The following is a 22,505-nucleotide window of genomic DNA, read 5'->3' on the forward strand; positions in this document are numbered from 1 at the left end:
GATCTAGTGAATTCTATCGCTTTAAAGCAGTAGGTGGCCAAAAGAGGATTTATCAAGTCTCTTCGACTGGCATTAAACGTTCAGCAAACTACGGGTTAGGAACACAGCCAGGAGATTACACTGTTACACATTTAACTAATCTTCCCATCAATATTCAACAAAGTGTATGGGTTTTAGCCTATAAATGCGTAGGGTATGTTAAAGGAGTTGAATACATTTTTATTAAATATCATACCTTAGGCAATCAATTATTACAAAAAGAATTACAAGATTTTGAAGAGTATTGTCACCCCGTAAAAACCGAGAGAATATTCCAAGAAATTTTTCTAATGCTTGGATATATCTATCATATTCAAGACATAGCTCTTGATCAATTAAGCCTTAGTAGTTTAGTACCTTTCACCAAGCTGAAATATTTTGAAAGAGATATCTTAGACAAACTGAGATTGCAGGACTCGGAGACTAACTCCTTTAAGTATCTAGAGTTAGTTCAGAACCATCTATTGATTGAGCAACGATTAGCTCAGCGACGTATTCAACACCAAACTGTAGAACTACTCACGTGGATTGATAGCTTTTTTAGCTGGGCAGATCAAAACCGAGTAAAGCTAGGTGCTGAAAAAGGGTTAGCTATCAGTACGAAGCGTTCTTACATTACATCTCTTATATACATTGCAAAATTTTTATATAAATCGCAAAGTGATTCAAAGGTTTTCAAAGATATTCACTTAATCCAAAAGCTAAAGGAAAAACGCAATCAATTAAAAGTAAGTGAAAAAAAGCAAAAGCAACAAATTTCTACTCGCTGTTTAGAGTGGGAAGAAGCCGTTGTGATCGTCGAAATGCAGAGAGAGAAAGCAGATTTTAGACATGGCGTACCTCATTTCAAAAAACACGGGATTTACCCCGTTAAACGTTCATCCAGAAGTATTGCTAGCGAACTGCAGAAAATCATCATTCTATTTTTAATGATATTAATTCCCAGCGATCGGCAGCAGACCTATCGACGCCTTCAGTTTCGTCGGTCTATCAGAATCAATGAGATTACAGACGGCGTCTTTCTTCTATGGGGAGACTTTCGAGGCGAGGTTTTTACCCCAAGAGACCAGATGGCAAATCCAAGCCAAGCTCAATGGTGGCTTGCGGTCTATGACTTCAAAACTGTTGAGCGCTTCGGTCCTTTTTGGTATCCTCTCCCTAATCAACAATTCCGTGATGGTAAGACCTTTTATGAATACTTAGAAATGTGGTTCTTTGGCCTAGAAGATATAGCTGACAAGTGGCCCCAATACTACAAGGGAGACAATGCTCAATGGCAGGGCCATATTGATGAGCAAGGGCAGCGATTAGGTTGGCGAGCTGCTCTAGAACCGAATCACGATTTCGCCTTTTCAATGCGCAGGACGCAAACTCCTCATGATAAAGATAGCTTTTGTAGCTTGGTAAAGCAGATATTCATAGAATTCACTCCAAGACTAAAGAACGGGGAAATTGTCCCTGTCACTCCTCACAGTTTTCGGACTATGTTAGCTACTTATACGGCAGGCAGACTAACTGCAGCTGAGGAAGCTAGTATGGCTTACTGTGAGCATCACTCCATTGAAAAGCGCCGAACCAGCTACACGCTCTTCAATAACATGCGCCAGATCACTGAAGCCATTAAGGTAATGGATCGCATTAACCAAAGCTTGTTCATAACAGATGAATTGGTACCTAAAAGGATTCAAGAAGCGAAGGGTGCATTACAGAACTTGTTGCAAGGGAGTAAACCTAGTTCGATCCTCGAAGCTATAGATATCTATGGAAGTAGCTGTGATAAAAATAGATTATCAATGTTAAGAACTGCCGTAGAACGATATGGAGTTATTGGATTAGGTGGGCCTAAACCTCGCAAAGGAAAAAAAACTACAAACGAATCAAAAGATTTTCTAAAAACTATCCCTCTCCAACGACTTAACAATCTTTTAAGTGCTGTAGAGGAAGGTTGCAAGAAGTTGAAAGTAGATGTTAGGGGTATTAGTAAAAACCGTAGTTACGTCCGAAAGTTTTTAGAGTTTTGTGAAAAGCAAAAGTGGTTAGAGTGTCCAAAGCATACTGCTACTTATATGCAAGAAGTCAAAAATTGCCGAGCTTTCAACAAAAAAGTTATTCCAACTGAGGAGAAAATTTCAGGTATTTCCCCAAAAACAGTAAATAATAATCATGTGAGTTTAGGTATTTTTGAGTCAGACTTTATTGAAGTAAATGGAGCCAAGATCCTAGCTAATCAAGACTTATGTAACGAACTAGATTCATTTGAAAATTACGTTATCCATTTAGGTGGTGCTCAGAAAGTTATTTGGAGAGTCAAGCACATTCTTGGGTTTTTACATCGGATTCAAGGAACTCCTTTATCAGACCTCAGACTAACTAGCTTAGTTCCCTTTGTACAGCTCAATTTCAATGAGAGCAATACCATTTCTTCTCTTAAAATCTTATTTAATCAACAGGAAACCACTTTCTCGTCAGAAGAACTCGAGAGAGGAATCATTACTCTTGAAGGATTGGCTCAGCAACAGATCCAGAAAAAATCCGAAGACTTAATAAATCTACTTGACTCATACTTTGACTGGCTTGATCAAACAACAGTTTCGGAGGAGGGATTAGCTAAAGGTACAAAATTGCTTAGATTAAATTCATTTATCAATGTAGCTAAGTTTCTCTATCATAATGAAACTTTGCGATCGGATTTTTCAGATATTTTTATTATTAATAAGTTAAAAGAGAAAAGAAGCGAATTTATTCATGACAAGAGGAAGCGTCAAGCACGTGTTGCAGCTCGATGCATAACTTGGGAAGAAACAATTCAGGTTATTGAGATGCAACGGAAGCAAGCTGATTTACGGCATAACGTTGAAATTGTTTCCAAAGAACCTGAGAAATTGTATCTTCGACCAAAAAAGCTAACGGCTATTGCTCGTAATCTCGAAAAAACTTTGATCTTGTTGATGCTCGCGCTAATCCCCAGTGATCGGCAACAGACCTATCGACGCCTTCAGTTTCGTCGGTCTATCAGAATCAATGAGACTATAGACGGCATCTTTCTTTTATGGGGAGACTTTCGAGGTGAGCTTTTCACCCCAAGAGACCAAATGGCAAATCCAAGCCAAGCTCAATGGTGGCTTGCGGTCTATGACTTCAAAACTGCTGAGCGTTTCGGTCCCTTTTGGTATCCCCTCCCTAATCAACACTTCTGCGATGGTAAGACCTTTTATGAATACCTGGAAATGTGGTTCTTCGGTCTAGAGGATGAAGCTGGCAAGTGGCCCCAATACTACAGGGGAGACAATGCTCAATGGCAGGGCCATATTGATGAGCAAGGGCAGCGGCTAGGTTGGCGAGCTGCTCTAAAACCAAATCATGATTTCGTATTTTGTGGTTTGTACTCTGGGAAAGCTTTGGAGCAATTAGATTTCACACAGCTTGTTGAAAATATTTTTATCAAATTTACTCCTCACCTCGACAGAGCAGAGGTCGTTCCTGTAACTCCTAACAGTTTCCGAACCATGTTAACTACTTACACGGCAGACAAACTCACGCCTGCTGAAGAGGAAAGTATGGCTTACTGTGAGCACCACTCTGTGGCAACACGACGTGAGCACTATGTAGTTTCTGACAATATGAGGCAGATTGCTGAGGCGATTAAAGTTATGAATAGAATCAACAACAGTCTATTCCTTAGCTGATGCTGCCGAAGCCAAGACAGTAACATTAAGTAAAGTAATTCTCTCTAGTGCTACTGAGCGATCGCGTCCTCAACCGATACAGCAAGCCTATCAATTCATCATCCATAAGCTGGCTTCTGCGCTTACCCTGAAAGTTATCAGCTATGAATTGGTGGGCTTGCTCCACAGTCCAGCCTAGCCGAGCAATTTGGATTTGAATCCCGATAATCACATCACTAAGGTCATTACAAGCGATTGCAGGAGCTAAAGGCACAGGTTGTGGAAAACTCACTTTTCCCCTCCCTGGACCCTCCCCACCGGAGTTTATTTGTTTTTCTAAAACACCATCAGCCCCCCCACCCTTCATATAGGCAAAGGTGTGTAATTCCCCTCTAGGAGATTCTTCTAGCACTTTGGTTGGTTCTGCTGCTGGAGCTGACAATGTGGCTGTAACTGGCTCTGGTGGCTCTATTACATACAATTCGGGATGCCACAGCTCTTTGTACTTCTGCAAAGTGCTGTGGCTGCACCGTGCCAAAGAGGCGATCGCCTCGGCTCGAGCGGTGGGACGATCGGGTAGCTGTCCTTGTTGGCCCAGTTCAAGGACAGCTTGTTTGATTCGGGTTTGAGCTTCTTCGGCTCGCTTCTGGTTGAAGTTGACGATGTTGTTAGCAGCATTGGGGAGTCGAAGGGTGCGATCGCGCTTAGGAGCGGTGCCCAGGGGCCAGTAATAGTTTTCTACAGCGGTAGCCCATTCTTGAGCGCGACGGCTGATTTCGTGCTGGTGTTGGCACCACTCTCGATAGCCAAGGCTGTTGATGGCGGTGCGTTCGATGTAATGGGCTAAGGCAGCACCGGAGAGAGATTGGAAGATGACACCGTAGCAGCCGATGGTTTTGAGCAGGTGGTTCGTTTGTCCGGGTCCTGTCCACCCTTGTTCCATTTCAGTTTCTAGTTCTTGCTGCCAGAGGGTAGTGTTGCTACGGCGGTTGTAGGAGCGGTATTGATGTTGCTTCTTGGCTGCGGCGATCGCTTGATGCAGTTGCTCTAGGTCTTGGGCTGTTACGGCTTGGTCCCACTGCTGGAAGAAGGAGGACAAATCGCTGGCCAGAGGTTGCAGGGTGTCACCGAGGAGAACGGAACCACTGCTGGGTTGCAGGGGCAGGCGATGGGCGTTGTACTCGCTGTATTCTCCGGCTTTGCTGTAGCGCTTGACGTTGGGGAAGACTTCCAGTTGCCCTGCTTGCAAGGGTAGGTGGTGAGCTTCCAGGCAGTGCTTCAGGGCGACAGCGAGGCCGAAGGTGGGGACGGCTTCAGGTAGGGGGATGTAGAGATGGAGGCCACCGTTCCAGCTAGAGCGCAGCAAAACGGTTTGGTGAATGCCGATGCTGGCGAGGGCACCTCGGAGGGTGATGAGGGCTTGGCGATCACGGGTGGGATGATGCAGGCTGAGGGCGTCGAGGTCGATGAGGCCATAGGTGGTGGTGGGACCGAAGCGGACACCAACGAGCTGAGCAGCATCTTGCCAGTAGGTCCAGAGACTACGGGGTTTGAGGGGGTACTGCGTGAGGGTTTGCCAAGCAGGTTTTTGACTGGCATCGATGGGGGTGGGAGCGACGATCGCTTGCCAGGGGTAGGGGAAGAGCTGGCACAAGCGCTGGCCTAAAGGTTCGCGGGGCAGGGGTTCTGATAAACGCTGACGAGCGAGCTTTGGGGCAATCGCCTGACTTCCACAGGCAGGTGTTTGTTTGCGTGGCATGATGCAACTCTCTAGTCCGGTGGGGGCAAGGGGACAGAGAATGCAAAGTGAGTAAGTACGACTGGTCACACTGCTGGTGCAGGTGATAGTGACGAGGGGTATGGCTATGCATGGTCTCTCTGTCCCGAAGTAACGGTTGGACAGGGAGGGAGCGATCGCGCAGATTGAGAACAGCTAAGTTTTCTCTAAGATTGGCTTGGAAGCCGAGAATTTTTCGTTTTGTTTTGATGCGCTCCATCCCTGATGTAGAGAGGAATAGAGAGCCATTTATCAGTAAAAACGGTCCAAGAGGCTTGTCACCTTTTGCGAAATGACCGTAATATAGACACATGGCAGAGTGGGTGACCTAACTAAGCGCCGGGAAAGCACAGAAGTTAAAGTCCCCTCTATTCCGAACTGATAATAAAAAACCTCCGAACCCCTTCTGTTACCGCAGTTGGGGTTTTTGGTTTTTAGTATTCATGAGACATCTTTACCTCCTTTTCCGTGACGACACGTTTCGTATCCCTACAGTCACTGGTTTCCTCCGTTTTTAAGTAACTTGAAGAGTAGTTTACCTGATCCACCCAGCGATCGCCTCTATTTTCAATCCAATGAAAGAAATGAACTGACAGCGATCGCCATCCAGCGCATCATGCTGCTCCTTCTTGGGCGTACAAGTAAGCTTGGAAACCAATGAAGACGGTTTTAATATCACTCACGCTGCCTAAATCAGCGATCGCATCCCTCAGGTCGTGATATTTCAGGTCTAGCAGTTGCGGCAACTTGCCCTGATCGAGTTCACCTACGCCTTCCTTGATGTACTGATCTAGAACAAAGTCTAAAAATTCCTGCTGTTTGCCAAAATATCGGGAGAAGATCAGGGCTTTGTGGGCGATCACACGCTCGCGACGACTGATCGGGGCTGCTGCATAGGCAATGTAAGCCAGCACGTCATACAAGTCGCTTTTCTCAGCATCAATCAGGCGGCTAATTTCGGTGAGTTGTTCTGTGCCATAGCCTTTTTCTGCCAACCCTTCTAAGAGGGCTTTCCGAGTGTCTGGACGACTCCAGATTGTGCGTAGCTCGCTCTCGTCTCTAAACAGCTCTGGAATTTCACCAAACAGCCGTTCTACAAATTCGGCTGCGGTCATGGGCTTGCCATCAGGGCTCCAGAAACTAGTAGAGATTTGATGCTGAAAGGTACGCTCTTTACCGTCAGCTAGCTTGATTTTGATAACTTGAGGGCGACGGGGTGGTTCTGCGTCTTCATTGCCCTCGGCAAAAGGGCCTGCGCTTAGTGGTTTGTCTTTTCCACTGGCTGATTGCCGAGTTTGCCGTGAGGTAACTTGCACAGGCTCTTGAGGTTCGCCATCCCATTCAGGGTCGTTGAAGTGTTTGTAGGCTTCGACGAAGTCATAAATGGTGAAGTAGTCTTTGCTTTCAAACAGCCGAGTACCGCGACCGATGATTTGCTTAAACTCAATCATGGAATTGATCGGTCGCATCAGGACGACATTGCGAACGTTCCGAGCATCAACCCCGGTCGAAAGCTTTTGGGACGTGGTGAGAATGGTAGGAATGCTTTTTTCGTTGTCTTGAAAGGTGCTGAGGTGCTGTTCGCCAAGTTTGCCGTCGTTAGCAGTGACACGGACGCAATAATTTGGCTCAGTGCTGACTTTCATCTGGTTGATTAAATCGCGCACGGCAAGGGCGTGGTCTTGGGTGGCGCAGAAAACCAAGGTCTTTTGATTTTGGTCGATCGCTTCCATAAACAACTGCACTCGGTAGCGTTCGCGATCGGCAATCTCGATGATGCGGTTGAAGTCGGCTTCGGTGTAGACTTTGCCCTCGTCAATCGCTCCTTCAATCAGTTCGTCCTCGGTGCTGTAGATGTATTCATCTAGGGTTGTATCGATCTGCGTGACTTTGAAGGGAGTAAGGAAGCCATCGTTGATGCCGTCTTTGAGGGCATAGGTGTAGACCGGATCGCCAAAATAGGCGTAGGTATCGGCGTTGTTCGCACGTCGGGGGGTGGCGGTGAGACCTAGCTGTACCGCTGGCGAGAAATATTCCAGGATGTCGCGCCAAGTGCTTTCGTCGCTGGCTCCGCCCCGGTGGCATTCATCAATGATGATGAAGTCGAAGAAGTCGGGGGGGTAGTCGCCGAAGTTGGGAACGGGGTTGCCTGCCGCGTCTTGTCCAGCCATGAAGGTCTGGAAAATGGTGAAGAAGACGCTGCCGTTTTTGGGTACTCTGCCCCGTTTCTTGATGATTTCGGGGTCGATTCGCACCAGGGCATCATCGGGGAAGGCAGAGAAGGCGTTGTAGGCTTGATTGGCGAGAATATTGCGGTCTGCCAAAAACAAAATGCGAGGTCGACGGGTGGGTTGGCGGCTGAGATTCCAGCGGCTTTGAAACAGTTTCCAGCTAATTTGGAAGGCGACGAGGGTTTTGCCTGTCCCAGTTGCCATTGTCAGCAAAATGCGGTCGTGCCCCTCTGCAATGGCTTCTAAAACATGTTTGATGGCATTGTGCTGATAGTAACGGGTTTCCCAAGTGCCGCTACGGGTTTCAAAGGGAATATCGGCAAAGCGATCCCGCCATTCATTGGCTTCGCTAAAGGTGTCATTCCACAAATCGTCCGGGCTGGGATATTGGCTGATGTAGCCTTCTGCCCCAGTACGCATATCAATCTGGTAGATGCTGTCGCCGTTGGTGGAGTAGGCGAACCGGATTTCTAGTTTCTCAGCATACTTTTTAGCCTGCCCAACGCCTTCGGTGCCCAGTGCACTGCGCTTTTTAGCCTCGATGACCGCCAATTTTTCACCACGATAGACTAGCACATAATCTGCGATATCTGGTTGAGCGCGTTTACCACCACCCACCAAACGACCAGGAGCGATAACCTCCCGGCGAATACGGCTACCTTCCACGACCCCCCAGCCTACATTTTTTAAGGCAGGATCAATCAGTTCGGCGCGGGTCTCAGCTTCATTCACGTAGGGTTGTTGATAGCGCTTAGCTTTGGATAGGTCAAGTGCGTGAATAATGTCTTCACCCGCATCAAATCTTCGGTCAAATTCTTCAGCTTTCATACAGGGAAACCTCTTCTATGCGCGATCGACGGACGGAGATAATCCGAATGTTCTGATCCCGGTAGGTGATGACCGCTGACCAATGCTTGTTTTCTATCTTACCTACGATCAAAAACCTTAGCTCGTCCTGGGTTCTAGCGGGAATTTCTATCAGGTTGGGGTCATTCCATAGCTTTTGTGCTTCCACAAAATCAATCCCGTGTTTGGTGAGGTTGGATTGACTCTTCTTTTCGTCATATTCAAACACGGTTATGTTTGTTCATAATGGATCATCTTAGGAGGATCGCAAGCGACGGCGGGCAGTGGCGATCGCTTCATGCAGTTTGGTTTGCAGTACTTCTTTTGGCGGAAGCACGGTCAAGTATTCGGCGATGTGGATGCCACTTTTATCGAGTTCTAGAAGTTCGATCTGTTCTTGCTTTTTGCCTGCACATAAGATGATTCCCAGTGGCGGGAGTTCATCGCTCTCTTGTTCATATTTGGCTAGCCAGCGCAGGTAAAGCTCCATCTGGCTTTTGTGTTCAGGACGGAAGGCACCCAGCTTGAGCTCGATGGCGACAAGGCGCTTGAGTTTACGGTTATAGAACAGCAGGTCGATGTAAAAGTCGTCGTTGTCGATTTGTAGCCGCTTTTGACGGGCAACAAAGGTAAAGCCGGCACCTAGTTCTAGCAAGAATTGCTCGATTTCTCGAAGGATGGCATCTTCGAGGTCTTTTTCGAGATAGCGATCGCTCAAATCCAGAAAATCCAGGACGTAGGGATCTTTGAGCAGGAGGTCGGGTGAGATTCGTCGCTCCTGGCGCAGTTGATCCAGGTCGTGGCGAATGGTGTCTTCGGGTTTGCGGGAAAGGGCGGTGCGCTCGAATAGCATGGAGTTAATCCGCTCTTGAAGCTGGCGGACGCTCCATTGTTCGAGTTGGGTGATCTCAATGTAGAAGTCGCGTTTCAGGGGATCTTCGATGCCCAGAATTAGCTTGATGTGCGACCAGCTTAATTTTGCACACACTGTATGCAGAATCTCGCGATTGGGGAAAACGTCTGCCAGCAGAATGCAGTAGCGCAGTTGCCGTTCGCCCCAGCCTTTGCCGTAAGCCTGGGTAAGCCGTTGGGAGAGGGCAAGAATCACCTGTTTGCTTTGCTCGTTCCCCTTGCAGCACTTCGGTCTGGATGCGGTTGCCGACCTGCCAATACAACAGGGTAATCTCGGCATTGATGGCAGCAGCAGCGCGGTGTTTTGCGGCATCAATGAGCTGCCCAATTTCTTGAAACAGGAGATCACTTGGTTGAGACAGGTCATTGCTCATGCAGCAACGACCTCTTTAGCGGCTTTTGTTGCCTGGTTAGCGGTGTCTGCGGTGAGTTCGCCTGTAAAAGCTCTTTGCAGGATGGATTGTTTGAGTTCGTTGAGGGCAGAAAGTTTTTGTCGATAGATGGCTTCGAGACGTTGAGTTTGGAAAAGCAAAGTATCGAGTTTCTGAACGACTTGTCTTTGTATTGAAAGTGAAGGCACAGCAATCCGCAAAATCTTTGTATCGGGAACTCTCATATGTTGAACAGTTGAGCCTGATGCAAATGCTTTGATTTGACTCTGCAATCCGTTAGATTGAAATGCATACAGCAAAAATCTGTTATCTAGCTTGCTTGAATCAGTTCGATAGGAGACAATACGTTGCCCTAAAAAAACATGATCATTCGTGAGAAGCATTCCAACTTCTCCCATTGGGGCTTCCCGAGTTAGTAGAACGTCTCCTCGTTTAGGGATTTGCCGTCTTGTCCATTGACGATAAGTTTCTTCAGTGACATACCTCACAGAATCTAGATTGACATAACCACCACGAACATTAGTAGTGCGAATCATCTTAAAAGGCGATGGTTCATCAATTACTGGAGCCGTTTTGTTAACACAATCAATGATGGACTCGCAGACATCTTCTATTTTCTTCTCTTCCCATCCATCACCTTTCTGGGTGAAGATGGCATTTAGATAGCTTTCAAAGAGTTGGCGGGCGTTGGTGAGGTTCTTTTCGGTGTTGGCGATCGCGCGATCGATTCCCTCAAATGCCTCATTCAAAATCGCTACAATCCGCTTTTGTTCAGAAAGAGGTGGAACTGGAATTTTTATCTCTGCGAGGTGCTTTACCGACATTGATGGAATTAATGAGCGTTCAGCTTGCTTCATTAATTCACCACGAACAAATTCGGTCGGGATTATGTAGAAAAGATAATCATCATCAAGAATGGAACGATCTTTATTGGTGATTTTGCATAGAGCTACGTTAAATGCCCCGCTAGCACCTCTAAAGACTCTACCAATGTGTCGATAAGCCACCATTAAAATATCATCAGGTTCCACTTTATGTAGCTGAGGAGTATCGGGAACATACACCTCATAGTTGTCACTCTTGCCATCTCGAATTTGGTAAAACCTAACGTAGCCTTTTTTGGGTTGGTGAATAAATTTACTTTTAGGTGGATTATGACCACGATTGAGAAGGGCAATTTCACCAAACTTCTTCTCAACCCAGCCCTCTGGTAGCTGCCCATTAGTAATCTTCAACGGCATACCATCTCCTCAATTCCAGCCAAAATTTCTGCGCTTTCCATATCCAATGCCGCGATCTCGTCCATAATTTCTTGCGGCTCTCGGAGTGGTGATTCCTCTGCTTTATTAGGGTTCTTCACCGACAGATCAAACGACTCCCGTACCACATCGGCAATATCCACCAGCCATGATTTTTTAGTTTTTGCAAACGTGGCTTGTAGTTCCACAAACTCGCATAGATCCTCATCATTCAGGGCGTTAGTTTTGCCCATGTTCCGCCCCGGATCAAGTTGGTAGTACCAAATTTTTTGAGTGGGTGTCCCTTTCTCAAAGAACAGCACCACCGTTTTAACTCCTGCTCCGATAAACGTCCCACTCGGACAATCCAAAATGGTGTGGAGATTGCAACTGCTGAGAAGTTCCTGACGCAGGGCACGGGATGCATTGTCCGAATTCGACAGGAACGTATTTTTGATCACCACTGCGGCTCTGCCACCGACCTTCAGCATTTTGATGAAGTGCTGCAAAAACAAAAAGGCAGTTTCCCCAGTTTTGATCGGGAAGTTTTGCTGAATTTCCTTGCGCTCTTTGCCGCCAAAGGGCGGATTAGCCAGGATCACATCGAAGCGGTTTTTGTCCTGGATGTCGCTAAGGTTTTCCGTCAGCGTGTTGGTGTGAATGATATTGGGCGCATCAATGCCATGCAGAATCATGTTCATGATGGCAATCACATAGGCAAGGCTCTTCTTCTCCTTACCTGTAAACGTGCTGGTCTGAAGCTGCTCAAGCTGTTTCGTGGTGAGTTTGCCTTGGCGCAGATAGTCATAGCTCTCGCACAAGAACCCGGCAGACCCGCAGGCTCCGTCGTAGATGCGGTTCCCAATCTCTGGCTTCACCACCCGAATCATGGCGCGAATCAGCGGACGCGGCGTGTAATACTCACCCCCATTGCGTCCCGCATTGCCCATATTCCGAATCTTGGCTTCATACAGGTGAGATAGCTCATGCTTCTCCTGCTGCGATCGAAACCGCAACTCATCGATATACTCCAGCGCATCCCGCAGACTATAGCCGCTCTGAAATCGGTTCTTGATCTCGCTGAAAATTTCCCCAATCTTGTATTCGATTGTGTCTGGGCTGGTTGCTCGCAGCTTAAAGCCTTGGAGGTAGGGGAATAGCTTGCGGTTCACATAATCAATTAAGTCATCGCCGATCAGCGCATTGTCGTGATCCATACTGCCATCCGCCTTCTTTGGCGCAGCCCAGGACGACCACCGATGCTCTTCATCCAGAATAAAGGTGTAAGGCTTACCCAGTAGCTCGGCTTCTAACGCCTTCTCATGCTCCAGGTCATCCAAATACTTCAGAAATAGTAGCCAGGAAGTTTGCTCCGTATAGTCTAACTCTGTGGTGCAACCTGCCTCCTTCCACAGAACGTCATCAATATTTTTGAAAGTTTGCTCGAACATCGAATCCTTTTGACAACTCTTAGAGGCTCTGAATACTAGGTTTTATCTAGAAATGATCTTCAATTTTAGGCGATCGCCTATCAGCCAAAAAATCTACGTCATATATCGTTATTACAATATATATAGTATTAACTAAATAAACTATATAAACTGTTTATAAGTACAGGGCTGCGATGGAGGCGATCGCCTCTACAACGTTGATTCCAGCAACGCTACTTGCTGCCTAAAATCTTGAAGACCTCGCTAGTTAGGTCTTCTACTTCTGCGATCGCCGCCGATGCTTTGCCACCAAAATCATGAACCGTCTGCCCAAACACCGCTGATTGTCGATAAACCTGGCGATGCCGAATTTGAGTTGTAGCAAGCTCGATTCCAAACTCTGGTAAGACCTCTAAAGTTTCTTGGGTCATTGTTGTGTTTGGCTGGCATTGGTTGAGAACAAGTCGAGACTTTAACCCTTCGTTGATGTCACCTACATTGAAAATCACCTGACGTATACCAACCGCTGCCCACATGTCCAATGGCGACGGGATGATTGGCACTAAAACTAAATCAGCAATGAGCAGGGCACTTTGAGGAACTGGCGAATCAGCTGCCGGAGGGCAGTCAATGATGATATAGCCGTAATCATCAATAAACTTCTTTACCTCCCGATGCACCTTCTCATTAGCAGCACTTAACCCAACTACAGAAGCAGGAAACGGATGATTATCTTCTGCCGAAGCTGCCCAGCGGGTCGCCGTACCCTGCGGATCTGCATCGACTACCAACACCCTATCACCTCGACGAGCGATCGCCCCAGCAAGCTGCATACTAACCGTCGTTTTCCCTGAACCACCCTTTTGGTTAGCGACAGCAATAATCTTAGCTACCATGACCAAACCCTATAAACGATTTATACAGTTTTTACGGTTAAAATCTTTTATACTATTTACTTGCTTTGAATTCTTGCATAGTTGCTCCTGAAAACAAAGCCTTTTAACTATATAAACACTTTATACGATTTATACTGCTTCACTGCTGACTGAGAATTCTGAGAAACCAAAGCATTACAACGGAGCTGATCAATGGTTAGAAAAAGTATGAAGTCAGCACTCACTACTTCTCTTCAGGCAGAAGATCAAGCAGTGAAAAGTCGTTTTGAAAAAGCTGAAAGCTTACTAGGAGACAAACTTCCATCTAATAGCCAACCTATGGCCTCTACACCTGAAGTAAAAGAGCAGAGCCCGGAGAGGGTGATTCGAGACAGCTTCACTTTGCCTTCCGGAGACTATGAGCTAATCGCCGCCATTCGACAACGCTGCCTCAACTCGGCCTTTAACGCAACCAAAAGCGAAGTCATCCGAGCGGGACTTCACGCCTTATTAGAAATGCCGGAAGAGGAGCTGATAAGGATTATAAGCAATTTGGAGAAGGTCAAAACAGGCAGGCCAATCACAAAAAATATAAATAGTTAAAACTGTATATACTATTTATATTTTTAGAGTATTTGAATACTCATAATCTTAAATACCCTTTCATAGTGAAGACAAAGCCTCCTCTCAGAAACACTCTCTTGCAGGCTCGACTGTAACCAAACTCATCAATCGTACGAGGAACTGAGACGTTAATTTGGAGACGAGTTGATTTACAGTTATTAAACGCTACAAGCAATATTGTTGTTCAGGTGCAGCAGATGTAAAACAAATGACCGAGTATTTGCAAGCTTGAATTGAGGTAAAGGATTTGCAGTCCTTTCATGGAAATAATAAAGCGCTCTCTAGCTATAGGTTGTAGAGAGTGCTTTACTTTGCTCGCCTAAACTTTGCCTAAATATAAGCAGAGATCCCTCTAAATTTCAAGAAGGACCCCTACTACCCCAAGGTAGGGATTTATAGCCTGAAGCTTTCTGGTAGCAGGAGCTGTAAAGATTCTCAATAGCTGGAATATCAACAGTATCTCAATTAGTGGAGTGCATCAATCGCTCTGGTTGGATAGAGCAGTGTAACGGTCTCAATCACCGGACACCAATACCTCTGCAACTGATTAAAAGATTAAATCCTTAAAGATACTCCTAACTGCTACCAATAAACTTCTTGGCAGGTAATATTTGCAGAGCAACGAATTTAGTTTATTCTAAGTACAATCTGAAATTCTCCCTTATCAGCATAATATTCACAAGCATAGATTTCAGGATCTTTCGTGGGTAAGATAACTCTGCCACATTCTACTGCTATTGATACAGGGACTGCTGGCAAAATAAAGATTTTGCAGTTTTTACCGTGATTTGCTTGAATTTCGTTAAGTAGTTTTCGGTATTCATAACTAAAGATTTCCAACTGTCTTTTAGACTTTAGAAAGTGTGGTGAAGGGCTAGAAATAGTTATTTGATAGACGCTACAACTGTCCGAAATTAAAGCTTCATATTTATCGAGCTGAATAGAATCGCTAAGTGCCAGCTTGAGTAATACAGTTTCACCTTTTTTGTCGAGATCGCAAGAGACAGAGTAAAGTTGTTCAACGCTTATCTCTTCTTGCCAAGACCAAGTTTTACTTGTATCTTCAATATTTCTATGAGATTGATATATATCTGCTGGAATGGTATCACCTATACACTGGCCTAAATACATTAATAAAGGCATAGGTGCTATTCCGAATATAGAAAGATGTTTGATTTTTACATCGTCGATACCCTCCTCTAGAAGTCTAAGAACCCTACGCCTAATTCTAGACTCTGCAAATATTTGCCACTGCTCAGGTGTACTGAGCCTATCAAAGTAGTTTTCTTCTATCTTTATTCCTTTTGGGTCTGCTGGAAACTTTGGAAACATTGCATTTCTAACTGCTTCAAAGTTAATAGGAACATTCCTACAGCCAATATTTACGCAAAAGATAAATACAGTTGATTTATGTATATCCTCTGGATAACTTGTTTGTATTTCTATTCTATTCTCGTGTTCTTGCTTCCAACCAAGTAACAGTCCAACTGGATATCTTTCTGGGTAACTGTCTATTTCTTTGTGGCATCGTTGGCATAGAAGCATTAGATTAGAAAAGTCTATTTGTAACTCTTCTGACTGGTCTGTGCCCCGTGGACCATCTTTGCTTGAACCAATAATATGTGCAAATTCTGCGAAATTACCATCGCTTAGAGTTAAGCCGTTATGCCAAAGTGGTGTGTTACACCCTTTGAATTCACAACGTCCTGCGGCTCTAACCCAAAGCTGTAACTTTATTGTTTCTGGGATACTTTTTCTGGCCATTTTTTGAACTAGTAAGAAAATCGTTAAATTGATGGAAAATCATCACCTAAAACTCCTTGCAACTTATAGCATGCCGTTGAAATATCATATTCATGTATCACATTGTTTAAGACAATCTGAAAATAAATTAACCTCAACTTCATCTCTCTCATTTGCCTTCTAGTCATTTTTTCAAAAAGATCATTATATGGTTGAACTGGAAGCATTACACTTATTTGGTCATCATCAAAAGTGCTGATCATCCCACTTACAACATTTTGCAATGCTAGTAAATCGTTATATTGATAATTCTGATAGTTATAAACATAACTTTTTTGCGGTATAAAAAAGTTATAACAACAGGCGGTTAAAGCTATTCCTGTTGGCCGTCCCGCTCCCGTTGATGTAAAAATATAATCCTTCCAACGCTTCAGATACCTTATAGTTCTGCGAAACTGATATCTATCCAAATCATTGCTAAACTTTGATCTTAAAAGCGTTTTGAGTTTAAACGGTTCTGATAATTCCCAAATCTTCTTATCCTCGTATGAACCTGGAAAACCCTTTGCAATATAATTTATTTCATTTCCTTGACGGTCTATATCAGTAGAATAAATAGCTAAATCAACATGGAATCTTTTTTCACCGTTTTGTAAGTATTGAACTCTTACGCAAGGTCTTTTTATCTCAACTTTTCTTTGTCCTATTTGCAAAGCGCTACAAACCAGTTCTTTGATTTCAACTGGCTTGTAAAGAAACCTTGAGAAATTTAAAATAATACCTACGTCGATATCATAGTCTTCTCCTTTAAGTGGTTCTACTCCTGTCGCTAAATCATAACTTCCTTGGTTGAAAGGGCTAAAACTAGGTGTGGATATGGGGATAAGCTTTTTAAGCCCGTCTCTCAGGTTATTGACAATTAAATCTCGTTTTTCACGCAATGGTTTACTATCATCAAAATCAATTTTGATGATATTATGAAACCTTTCAAATTGAGATTGTAAGTTTGCCATAGTTTTAATCTTCTATTTCCTTAAGTGTTAATTCAGTTTGACGACATCAATATTCGGGGCAAGTGAGGTAAAAATCAGGTCACTCTGTTTTTGATAGAAATTCTGGCTAGGTAATTTTTTACAGTGTTGTAAGCTAAGCCCGTTTCGCGGGCAATTCGTCCCTGCGAGTAGCCAGCAGCACTCATGTTAACTAGCTGGTCCTTCCACTGCTCAAAGCCATCTGGCCTGCCAAGTGTTTTCCCCTGCACTCGGACTCGTTGCAGCCCTGCCTTGGTTCGCTCTGAAATTTTCACTGCTTCTTGCTGAGCAAGGTAGGCCAAGACTCCAAGCACAATATGAGCTACCAATTCATTTTCTGTATCAAGTAGCGGCTCAGTGTAGCTCTTAAATTTCACTTTCAAATGGTCGAGTTGCTGAAGGTAGGCGATCGTCTTACGGATACCCTCACGACTGAAACGATCGAGCGACCAAAACACTAGGACATCAAACTTCCGCTTCCCCGCATCCTCAAACATGCGGCTAAAATCGCCACGTTCACGCCTACCCTTTCGGCCCGACTCGCGATCAACATAGGTGAAGGCAATGCTCCAACCTTGGCGATCGCAAAATTCTTTTAGTTGCAGCAGTTGGTTGTCTGTCTCCTGTCCTTTATCAGTTGTGGAGACTCGCAAGTAGAGAGCAGCTCTAATCGTCATGCTTCAACCCTATCAAGAGAGGACCCTTTTTTGATAGGGTCTTTACTCACAACTCTCACCCTGATTTCAGGCTGTTTCAGCCTCGTCAATTTATACTCCTTTTTTGATAGTCCTCGATTGCTTAGTACCTAATCAACGATCGCAAATGCGTCTCTCAGATTCTGATGCATTCGGCCTCTAGTGGATTAGTTGCAGAGAAGGCAATAGAGTAACGGAATAACAATCCTTTCAGCCTTGGTGACAGTTTTGAGGCCTCAGGAAGCAGAGTAAGTTCTCGCAAAGCTTTGTAGCTTAATTCATTGCTCTTGGTTGGCTGGCCTGACTGTTTAACTCAAAGTCAGAGCTTCGCCTTTTGCCACTGCTGTTCTAACTTAGCTTGTGTAACCTTTATATCAACCAAGTAACGGATGCGCGTAATTATGGCTTGGATATCATTCAGCGTCTTGGTGCGGGCTGCGAGCAATTCTTCAAAGCTGCTTTGGTCATTCATACTTGCGTAACCTGATAGGGCTCCATTAGCCAGTAGTGCCAGAATTCCCGAATCTGTAGACTGTACATCCAAAAACTCTTCATAAGGGGTTTCGTCGAATGAGAATGCCACCCAGAACCCGAGCGATTGTACTTTTATCGTTGCTGCCCTGATCGGAGGTGATCCCAATCATCCTTTTGAGATGGAGCCGCTTTTCTAGCGCTTCAGCAACAATTTCATCTTCCTACAAAAGATCGGTGATCGCCTTCACCAACGTATCGGGTTCCACAGGCTTTGTAATGTGGGCTTGAAAGCCTACCTGAAGTGCTTTTTGTTGGTCAACCTCTGCGGCATAGGCAGTCAGGGCAATCGCGGGAATCATCCCACCGTACTGGGGGGGTCGCGATCGAATTTGCTGGAGTAGCATATAGCCGTTCATCTCCGCCATCCCAATGTCACTCACTAGTACATCAGGCATTGAGCGTTCTAAGGCAAGCAATGCTTCTAATCCAGAAGCAACAGCTTTCACTTTTGCTCCGTTTTGTTCCAATAGAAACGCTTGAACCTCACGGGTATCTGGCTCATCATCTACCAGCAAAATGTGAATGCCTTCTAGTGGCAGTCCGGCATCAATTTGGGTCTGGACAGGTTCCGATTCGATCGCTGCTACCCCCATCGCTGGCAATTGCACAGTGAAGGTTGCGCCTTGCCCTTCCCCCTGGCTCGCGGCTCGCACGGTTCCCCCATGCATTTCCACAATTTGCCGCGCGATCGCCAGGCCCAATCCCAAGCCGCCAAACTTGCGCGTGGTTGAACCATCCTCCTGCCGAAAATACTCAAACAGATAAGGCAAGAATTGCGGATTAATCCCTTTACCCGTGTCGATGACTCGAATTTGAGCCAGTTGATTCAGTTGCCTCAGTTCAACCGTGATTTGTCCGCCACTCGGGGTGAACTTGACCGCATTACTCAGCAAGTTCCAGAAGACCTGTTGTAACCGGGCAGCATCACCCGAAATCGGCACAACGGTATGGTCAAGATCAAGCTGTAGCCGAATGTGTTTCGCCTCTGCTGCCAAACGCACGGTTTCAATCGCTGCAGAAATGACGAACGTCAAACTCACGGGAGCCGCTGTTAGCGACAGCTTGCCTTGCATAATGCCGGAGATGTCAAGTAAGTCTTCAATTAGCTGTTTTTGAAGTTTGGCATTCCGTTCGATCGTTTTTAAGGCTTCGGCTTGGCGGACTGCATTGAGTTTGCCGTTTTGCAGTAGCTGCGTCCACCCCAAAATCGGGCTCAGGGGCGACCTCAACTCGTGGGACAGCACGGCGAGAAATTCATCTTTAATGCGGTTCGCTCGTTCTGCTTCTTCTCGCGCAGCCTGTTCGCGCTCTAAAACTTGTCTACGTTCTGATTCAGTCTGTCGCTGTTCAATTAAGTCGGCAGCTTGACGCACCAACAGATCCAGAAAACGGAGTTCTCGCTCAGTCGGTCGGTGGTGCTTGCGCCAGTGGGTTGAAACTACACCGATCGCTCTGCCTGAACGGGAGATCAGTGGCGTGGACTGGGCAGAGCGATAGCCAGCGTTGACATGTATCCGTAAAGCACCACAGGGGTCGTCGCACTCTGGCATATCAAAATCAATGAAGGCGCGAGTCCCCCTGAGTAAAGCAAGGCCACAGGAGGTGTTTGAACTTGCATTCACTCGATCAAAATGGTCGGTTGTCGTTTGGTCAAAGCCCTTTGATGCGAGCAACACTAATTCTTGCGTCGCTTTGTCTAAGATTTGAACGGTGCCCGCATCAGCGCGTGTCAGCGTGATGGCAGTCGCCATAATTTCGTCGTAAAGCACTTGAATGTTGTCTTCAGTGATCAGTTGTGTGCTCAAGTCGCGCAAGAGCCGCGTATTTTCCAGGTCAGTGGTGATGATGGCTTCTGCTTGCTTGCGATCGCTGATGTCAATCACGGAACCGATGAATCCCTTAAATTGACCATCGACTCCAAACCAAGGACTGGCCGCATCGATCGCCCAACGATACTCCCCGTCTTGGGCTCGCAGCCGATATTCCAACCGAAAGGCTTCATAACGCTCGTTCGCACTCAGGAAAATGGCTTTAGACTCTTCACAGTCTTCTGGATGAATTGCATTTAGCCACCCAAACCCCAAGCCTGTTTCTTCAGTTTGACCTGTAAACTCATACCAACTTCGGCTGAGATAGGTGCAAGCGCCCGTAGAGTCAGTCACCCGAACCATAACAGGGGCGTTATCTGCCATGTTGCGGAATCGCTCCTCGCTCTCGCGGAGGGCGGTTTCGGCTTGAATCTGGGCAGTGACGTTATTGAAATAAACCGCAATCCCGTTGGCGGCGGGATAAGTGCGGACATAGTACCAGCAATCGTGGTCGGGGTAAAACGTCGTCACTGTCCCCGGTACGCGGTCGTGCATGGCTCCATGATAGATGGCTGCCAATTCGTTGCCGACGGCACCTGGATATTCTTCCCAAAAATTCTTCCCAATCAGGTCGCCCGGTGTCCGATCGAGCAACACTTCAGCCGCTCGATTTATATAAGTAAACCGCCAGTCTTGATCTAAAGCAAAGAATGCTTCCTCAATGCTTTCCAGAATGTTTCGAGTCTTCTCCTCGCTTTCGCGCAAGGCAGCTTCCGCTTGAACTTGCTCGGTGACGTTTCTGAAGTAGACAGTGATTCCGTCTGCGGCAGGATAGGCGTGGGCTTCATACCAACAGTTATGGTCAGGATAGAACGAGGTAAGCGAAGAAGCAACCCGCTTGCTGGCAGCTTGGCGATAGGCTCGCTCGAATTCCGTACCGACGGTGCCCGGATATACTTCCCAGATCACCTTGCCGAGCAGATCGCCTGGAGTCAGATCAAGGATGCGTTCTGCCTGCGGATTCACATAGGTAAACCGCCAATCTTGGTCAAGCGCGAAGAATCCGTCGGTAATGCTCTCCAAGATATTTTTGCTCTGCGCTTCGCTTTGCTGCAAAGCGGTTTCAGCTTGTTTGCGTTCGTCTTCGACGCGCTTGCGACCGCTAATATCATTAAAGAGAATTGCCACTTTTCTCTCGTCTGGGTGCCCAATGCGAAACGCATAAACGTCATACCAACGGTTTAAGGCGGCAGCACGATTCTCAAAGCGTTTGGGTTCACCCGTTAGAGCAATGTTGCCATAAATCTCAAACCAATGCCCTTCGTGATTCGGAGCTAATTCACGGATTCGCTTGCCTTGAGCGTCGATCAGTCCCGTTTGCTTCTCAAAGGCAGGATTGATTTCTAAGAAGCGGTAATCGAACGGCTGACTGTTTCCATCAAACAGCACCTCAATGACACAAAAGCCTTGATCGATTGATTCAAACAAGGTGCGATATTTGGCTTCTGACTCGCGCAGGGCGGCTTCGGCCAAGGCACGTTCTGCGGCTGCCCAGGTCTGTTCTGCGGTTTCTTCAACCAGTTTGATCTCGGTCTCCGTCCACTGACGCGGCGTGGATTGTTGAGCGGCAAGCAGGGCAACGAATTGATTGTTTTTGATCAGCGGCACATCAATGTGTGCAGCAATATCAATCTCACGGTATCTCGTCTTTTGGACATCCGTATATTTGGGATCATTGGGAATATCGGTTACAACTTGGGTGTGCCCAACCTGATGGTCAGCAGTTAGGTTGCGCCGGTAGTCCTCTAGACGGTATCGTCCGCTCAACTGGGCTACACCACTGGTGTAGTTGCAATGAACGATGACCTCCTCACCAGCCGGCTCCACCTCGACGTAAATGACACGACTTGCCCCTAAAGCTTCACCCAAAATACGAGCGGCGATCGCTTGTATCTCTGAAGCATCGGTGAGCGGGCGGAGGGCTTCTGCTAATTTGACTCGGAACGCATTGAGCTGCTTTGCCTGGGATAGGACAGTAGAGTTATCCTGTTGCTCTTGGGCGTCTGGCTGCGTCTGTTCGGGGGATTTGGTTTGATCCAGTTCAGTGAGTAGAATCTGCACTGCCGTTTTTAGGTCGTCTGACCAGGTTTCGACAGCACCCAATGGCGTTTGCGACCAATCGTGCGATCGCAGGAATGTTTCTATCTCACCACCGCCTCCCAAGAAATTTTTGGGCATCTCTTGGTGTTCCTCTCCCCTCATGCTTTTAGCTTCCTTGTGGGAAAGTATTTTCCTTGGATTGCCTGACTGCGTTCTCGTAGCGTCACATCGGGTGAGTTGGCCAACTGGTTCAGCAAGACTTCGATTTGTCTCAGGGCTAAGGGAGAAGGGGTCGCATGTCCGTTTTCCCAACGATTGATGGTGGGAAAGCTGACTCCGAGGTGAGCGGCAAACTTCTCCTGGGTCAACTTCAAGGTTTGCCGGAGTTCCCGAATCAGTTGACCAATGGCAGGTTGCTCGACCCCTAAATATTCCTGATGAAAAGCCACAGCGCTCAAAGTTTATAAAGTCCTTTGTTTATGAGCTTTGGGTAGTTCTGATCAGAAATCATCCCTCTCACGATGGAAGCTCCTAACTATAGCCAGCTCTCCAGTGACAAATAGAA

General features: G+C 46.2%; 15 protein-coding genes. 2 read left to right on the forward strand and 13 right to left on the reverse strand.

The genetic code is table 11. From position 1 onward, the window contains the following. On the forward strand, positions 1-3,725 hold a 3,725-nt coding region (locus H6F72_RS28855; protein ID WP_190443358.1), incomplete at its 5' end, for a hypothetical protein. Between the two features lie 25 nt (positions 3,726-3,750). On the opposite strand, the gene H6F72_RS28860 is transcribed toward H6F72_RS28855, so the two are convergent. The 7 genes from H6F72_RS28860 to parA all read right to left on the reverse strand — a co-directional run bounded on the left by H6F72_RS28860 (position 3,751) and on the right by parA (position 13,426). Continuing rightward, entirely contained in the window at positions 3,751-5,463 is a 1,713-nt protein-coding gene (locus tag H6F72_RS28860) for a hypothetical protein (RefSeq protein WP_190443360.1), read from the reverse strand. Between the two features lie 632 nt (positions 5,464-6,095). After that, positions 6,096-8,444 (reverse strand): EcoAI/FtnUII family type I restriction enzme subunit R, encoded by a 2,349-nt coding sequence (gene hsdR, locus H6F72_RS28865; protein WP_190443403.1) that lies wholly within the window; start codon positions 8,442-8,444, stop codon positions 6,096-6,098. Between the two features lie 85 nt (positions 8,445-8,529). Continuing rightward, positions 8,530-8,787 carry a BrnT family toxin gene (locus H6F72_RS28870; RefSeq protein WP_370527580.1) on the reverse strand — a complete coding sequence of 86 codons (258 nt, stop codon included), beginning with the start codon at positions 8,785-8,787 and terminating at the stop codon, positions 8,530-8,532. Between the two features lie 27 nt (positions 8,788-8,814). Next, on the reverse strand, positions 8,815-9,666 hold the full coding sequence (locus H6F72_RS28875) for a YhcG family protein (protein WP_199299376.1): 852 nt from the start codon (positions 9,664-9,666) through the stop codon (positions 8,815-8,817). Between the two features lie 174 nt (positions 9,667-9,840). Continuing rightward, positions 9,841-11,103, reverse strand: a complete 1,263-nt coding sequence (locus tag H6F72_RS28880) for a restriction endonuclease subunit S (RefSeq protein WP_199299377.1) — start codon at positions 11,101-11,103, stop codon at positions 9,841-9,843. Continuing rightward, positions 11,094-12,551, reverse strand: coding sequence for an N-6 DNA methylase (locus tag H6F72_RS28885; RefSeq protein WP_190443362.1), 1,458 nt, complete (start codon positions 12,549-12,551; stop codon positions 11,094-11,096). The genes H6F72_RS28880 and H6F72_RS28885 overlap by 10 nt, the downstream gene beginning before the upstream one ends. A 212-nt stretch (positions 12,552-12,763) precedes the next feature. Further along, the gene (parA, locus tag H6F72_RS28890; protein WP_190443364.1) at positions 12,764-13,426 is read right to left on the reverse strand and encodes a ParA family partition ATPase; all 663 of its coding nucleotides are present in this window, start codon (positions 13,424-13,426) and stop codon (positions 12,764-12,766) included. Between the two features lie 207 nt (positions 13,427-13,633). Between parA and H6F72_RS28895 the strand changes: the two genes are divergently transcribed. Further along, positions 13,634-14,008: a hypothetical protein gene (locus tag H6F72_RS28895; RefSeq protein WP_190443366.1), complete on the forward strand. Its 375-nt coding sequence runs from the start codon at positions 13,634-13,636 to the stop codon at positions 14,006-14,008. A 648-nt stretch (positions 14,009-14,656) separates the two neighbouring features. Here the strand turns inward: H6F72_RS28895 and H6F72_RS28900 are convergent. The 6 genes from H6F72_RS28900 to H6F72_RS28925 form a co-directional block, all read right to left on the reverse strand. Next, positions 14,657-15,793, reverse strand: coding sequence for an SAVED domain-containing protein (locus H6F72_RS28900; RefSeq protein ID WP_190443368.1), 1,137 nt, complete (start codon positions 15,791-15,793; stop codon positions 14,657-14,659). A 23-nt stretch (positions 15,794-15,816) separates the two neighbouring features. Continuing rightward, positions 15,817-16,785, reverse strand: coding sequence for a cyclic GMP-AMP synthase DncV-like nucleotidyltransferase (locus tag H6F72_RS28905; RefSeq protein WP_190443370.1), 969 nt, complete (start codon positions 16,783-16,785; stop codon positions 15,817-15,819). A gap of 74 nt (positions 16,786-16,859) precedes the next feature. Further along, entirely contained in the window at positions 16,860-17,480 is a 621-nt protein-coding gene (locus tag H6F72_RS28910) for a recombinase family protein (RefSeq protein ID WP_190443372.1), read from the reverse strand. Between the two features lie 337 nt (positions 17,481-17,817). Then, positions 17,818-18,081: a hypothetical protein gene (locus H6F72_RS28915; RefSeq protein ID WP_190443374.1), complete on the reverse strand. Its 264-nt coding sequence runs from the start codon at positions 18,079-18,081 to the stop codon at positions 17,818-17,820. A 112-nt stretch (positions 18,082-18,193) separates the two neighbouring features. Further along, the gene (locus H6F72_RS28920; RefSeq protein WP_190443376.1) at positions 18,194-22,102 is read right to left on the reverse strand and encodes a PAS domain S-box protein; all 3,909 of its coding nucleotides are present in this window, start codon (positions 22,100-22,102) and stop codon (positions 18,194-18,196) included. After that, a complete protein-coding gene (locus H6F72_RS28925; RefSeq protein ID WP_190443378.1) occupies positions 22,099-22,389 on the reverse strand; it encodes a helix-turn-helix domain-containing protein in 291 nt (96 codons plus the stop codon). The genes H6F72_RS28920 and H6F72_RS28925 overlap by 4 nt, the downstream gene beginning before the upstream one ends. Positions 22,390-22,505: the final 116 nt, after the last annotated feature.

Origin of the sequence: Trichocoleus sp. FACHB-46 (genome assembly GCF_014695385.1) — a bacterium.
GTDB lineage: Bacteria > Cyanobacteriota > Cyanobacteriia > FACHB-46 > FACHB-46 > Trichocoleus.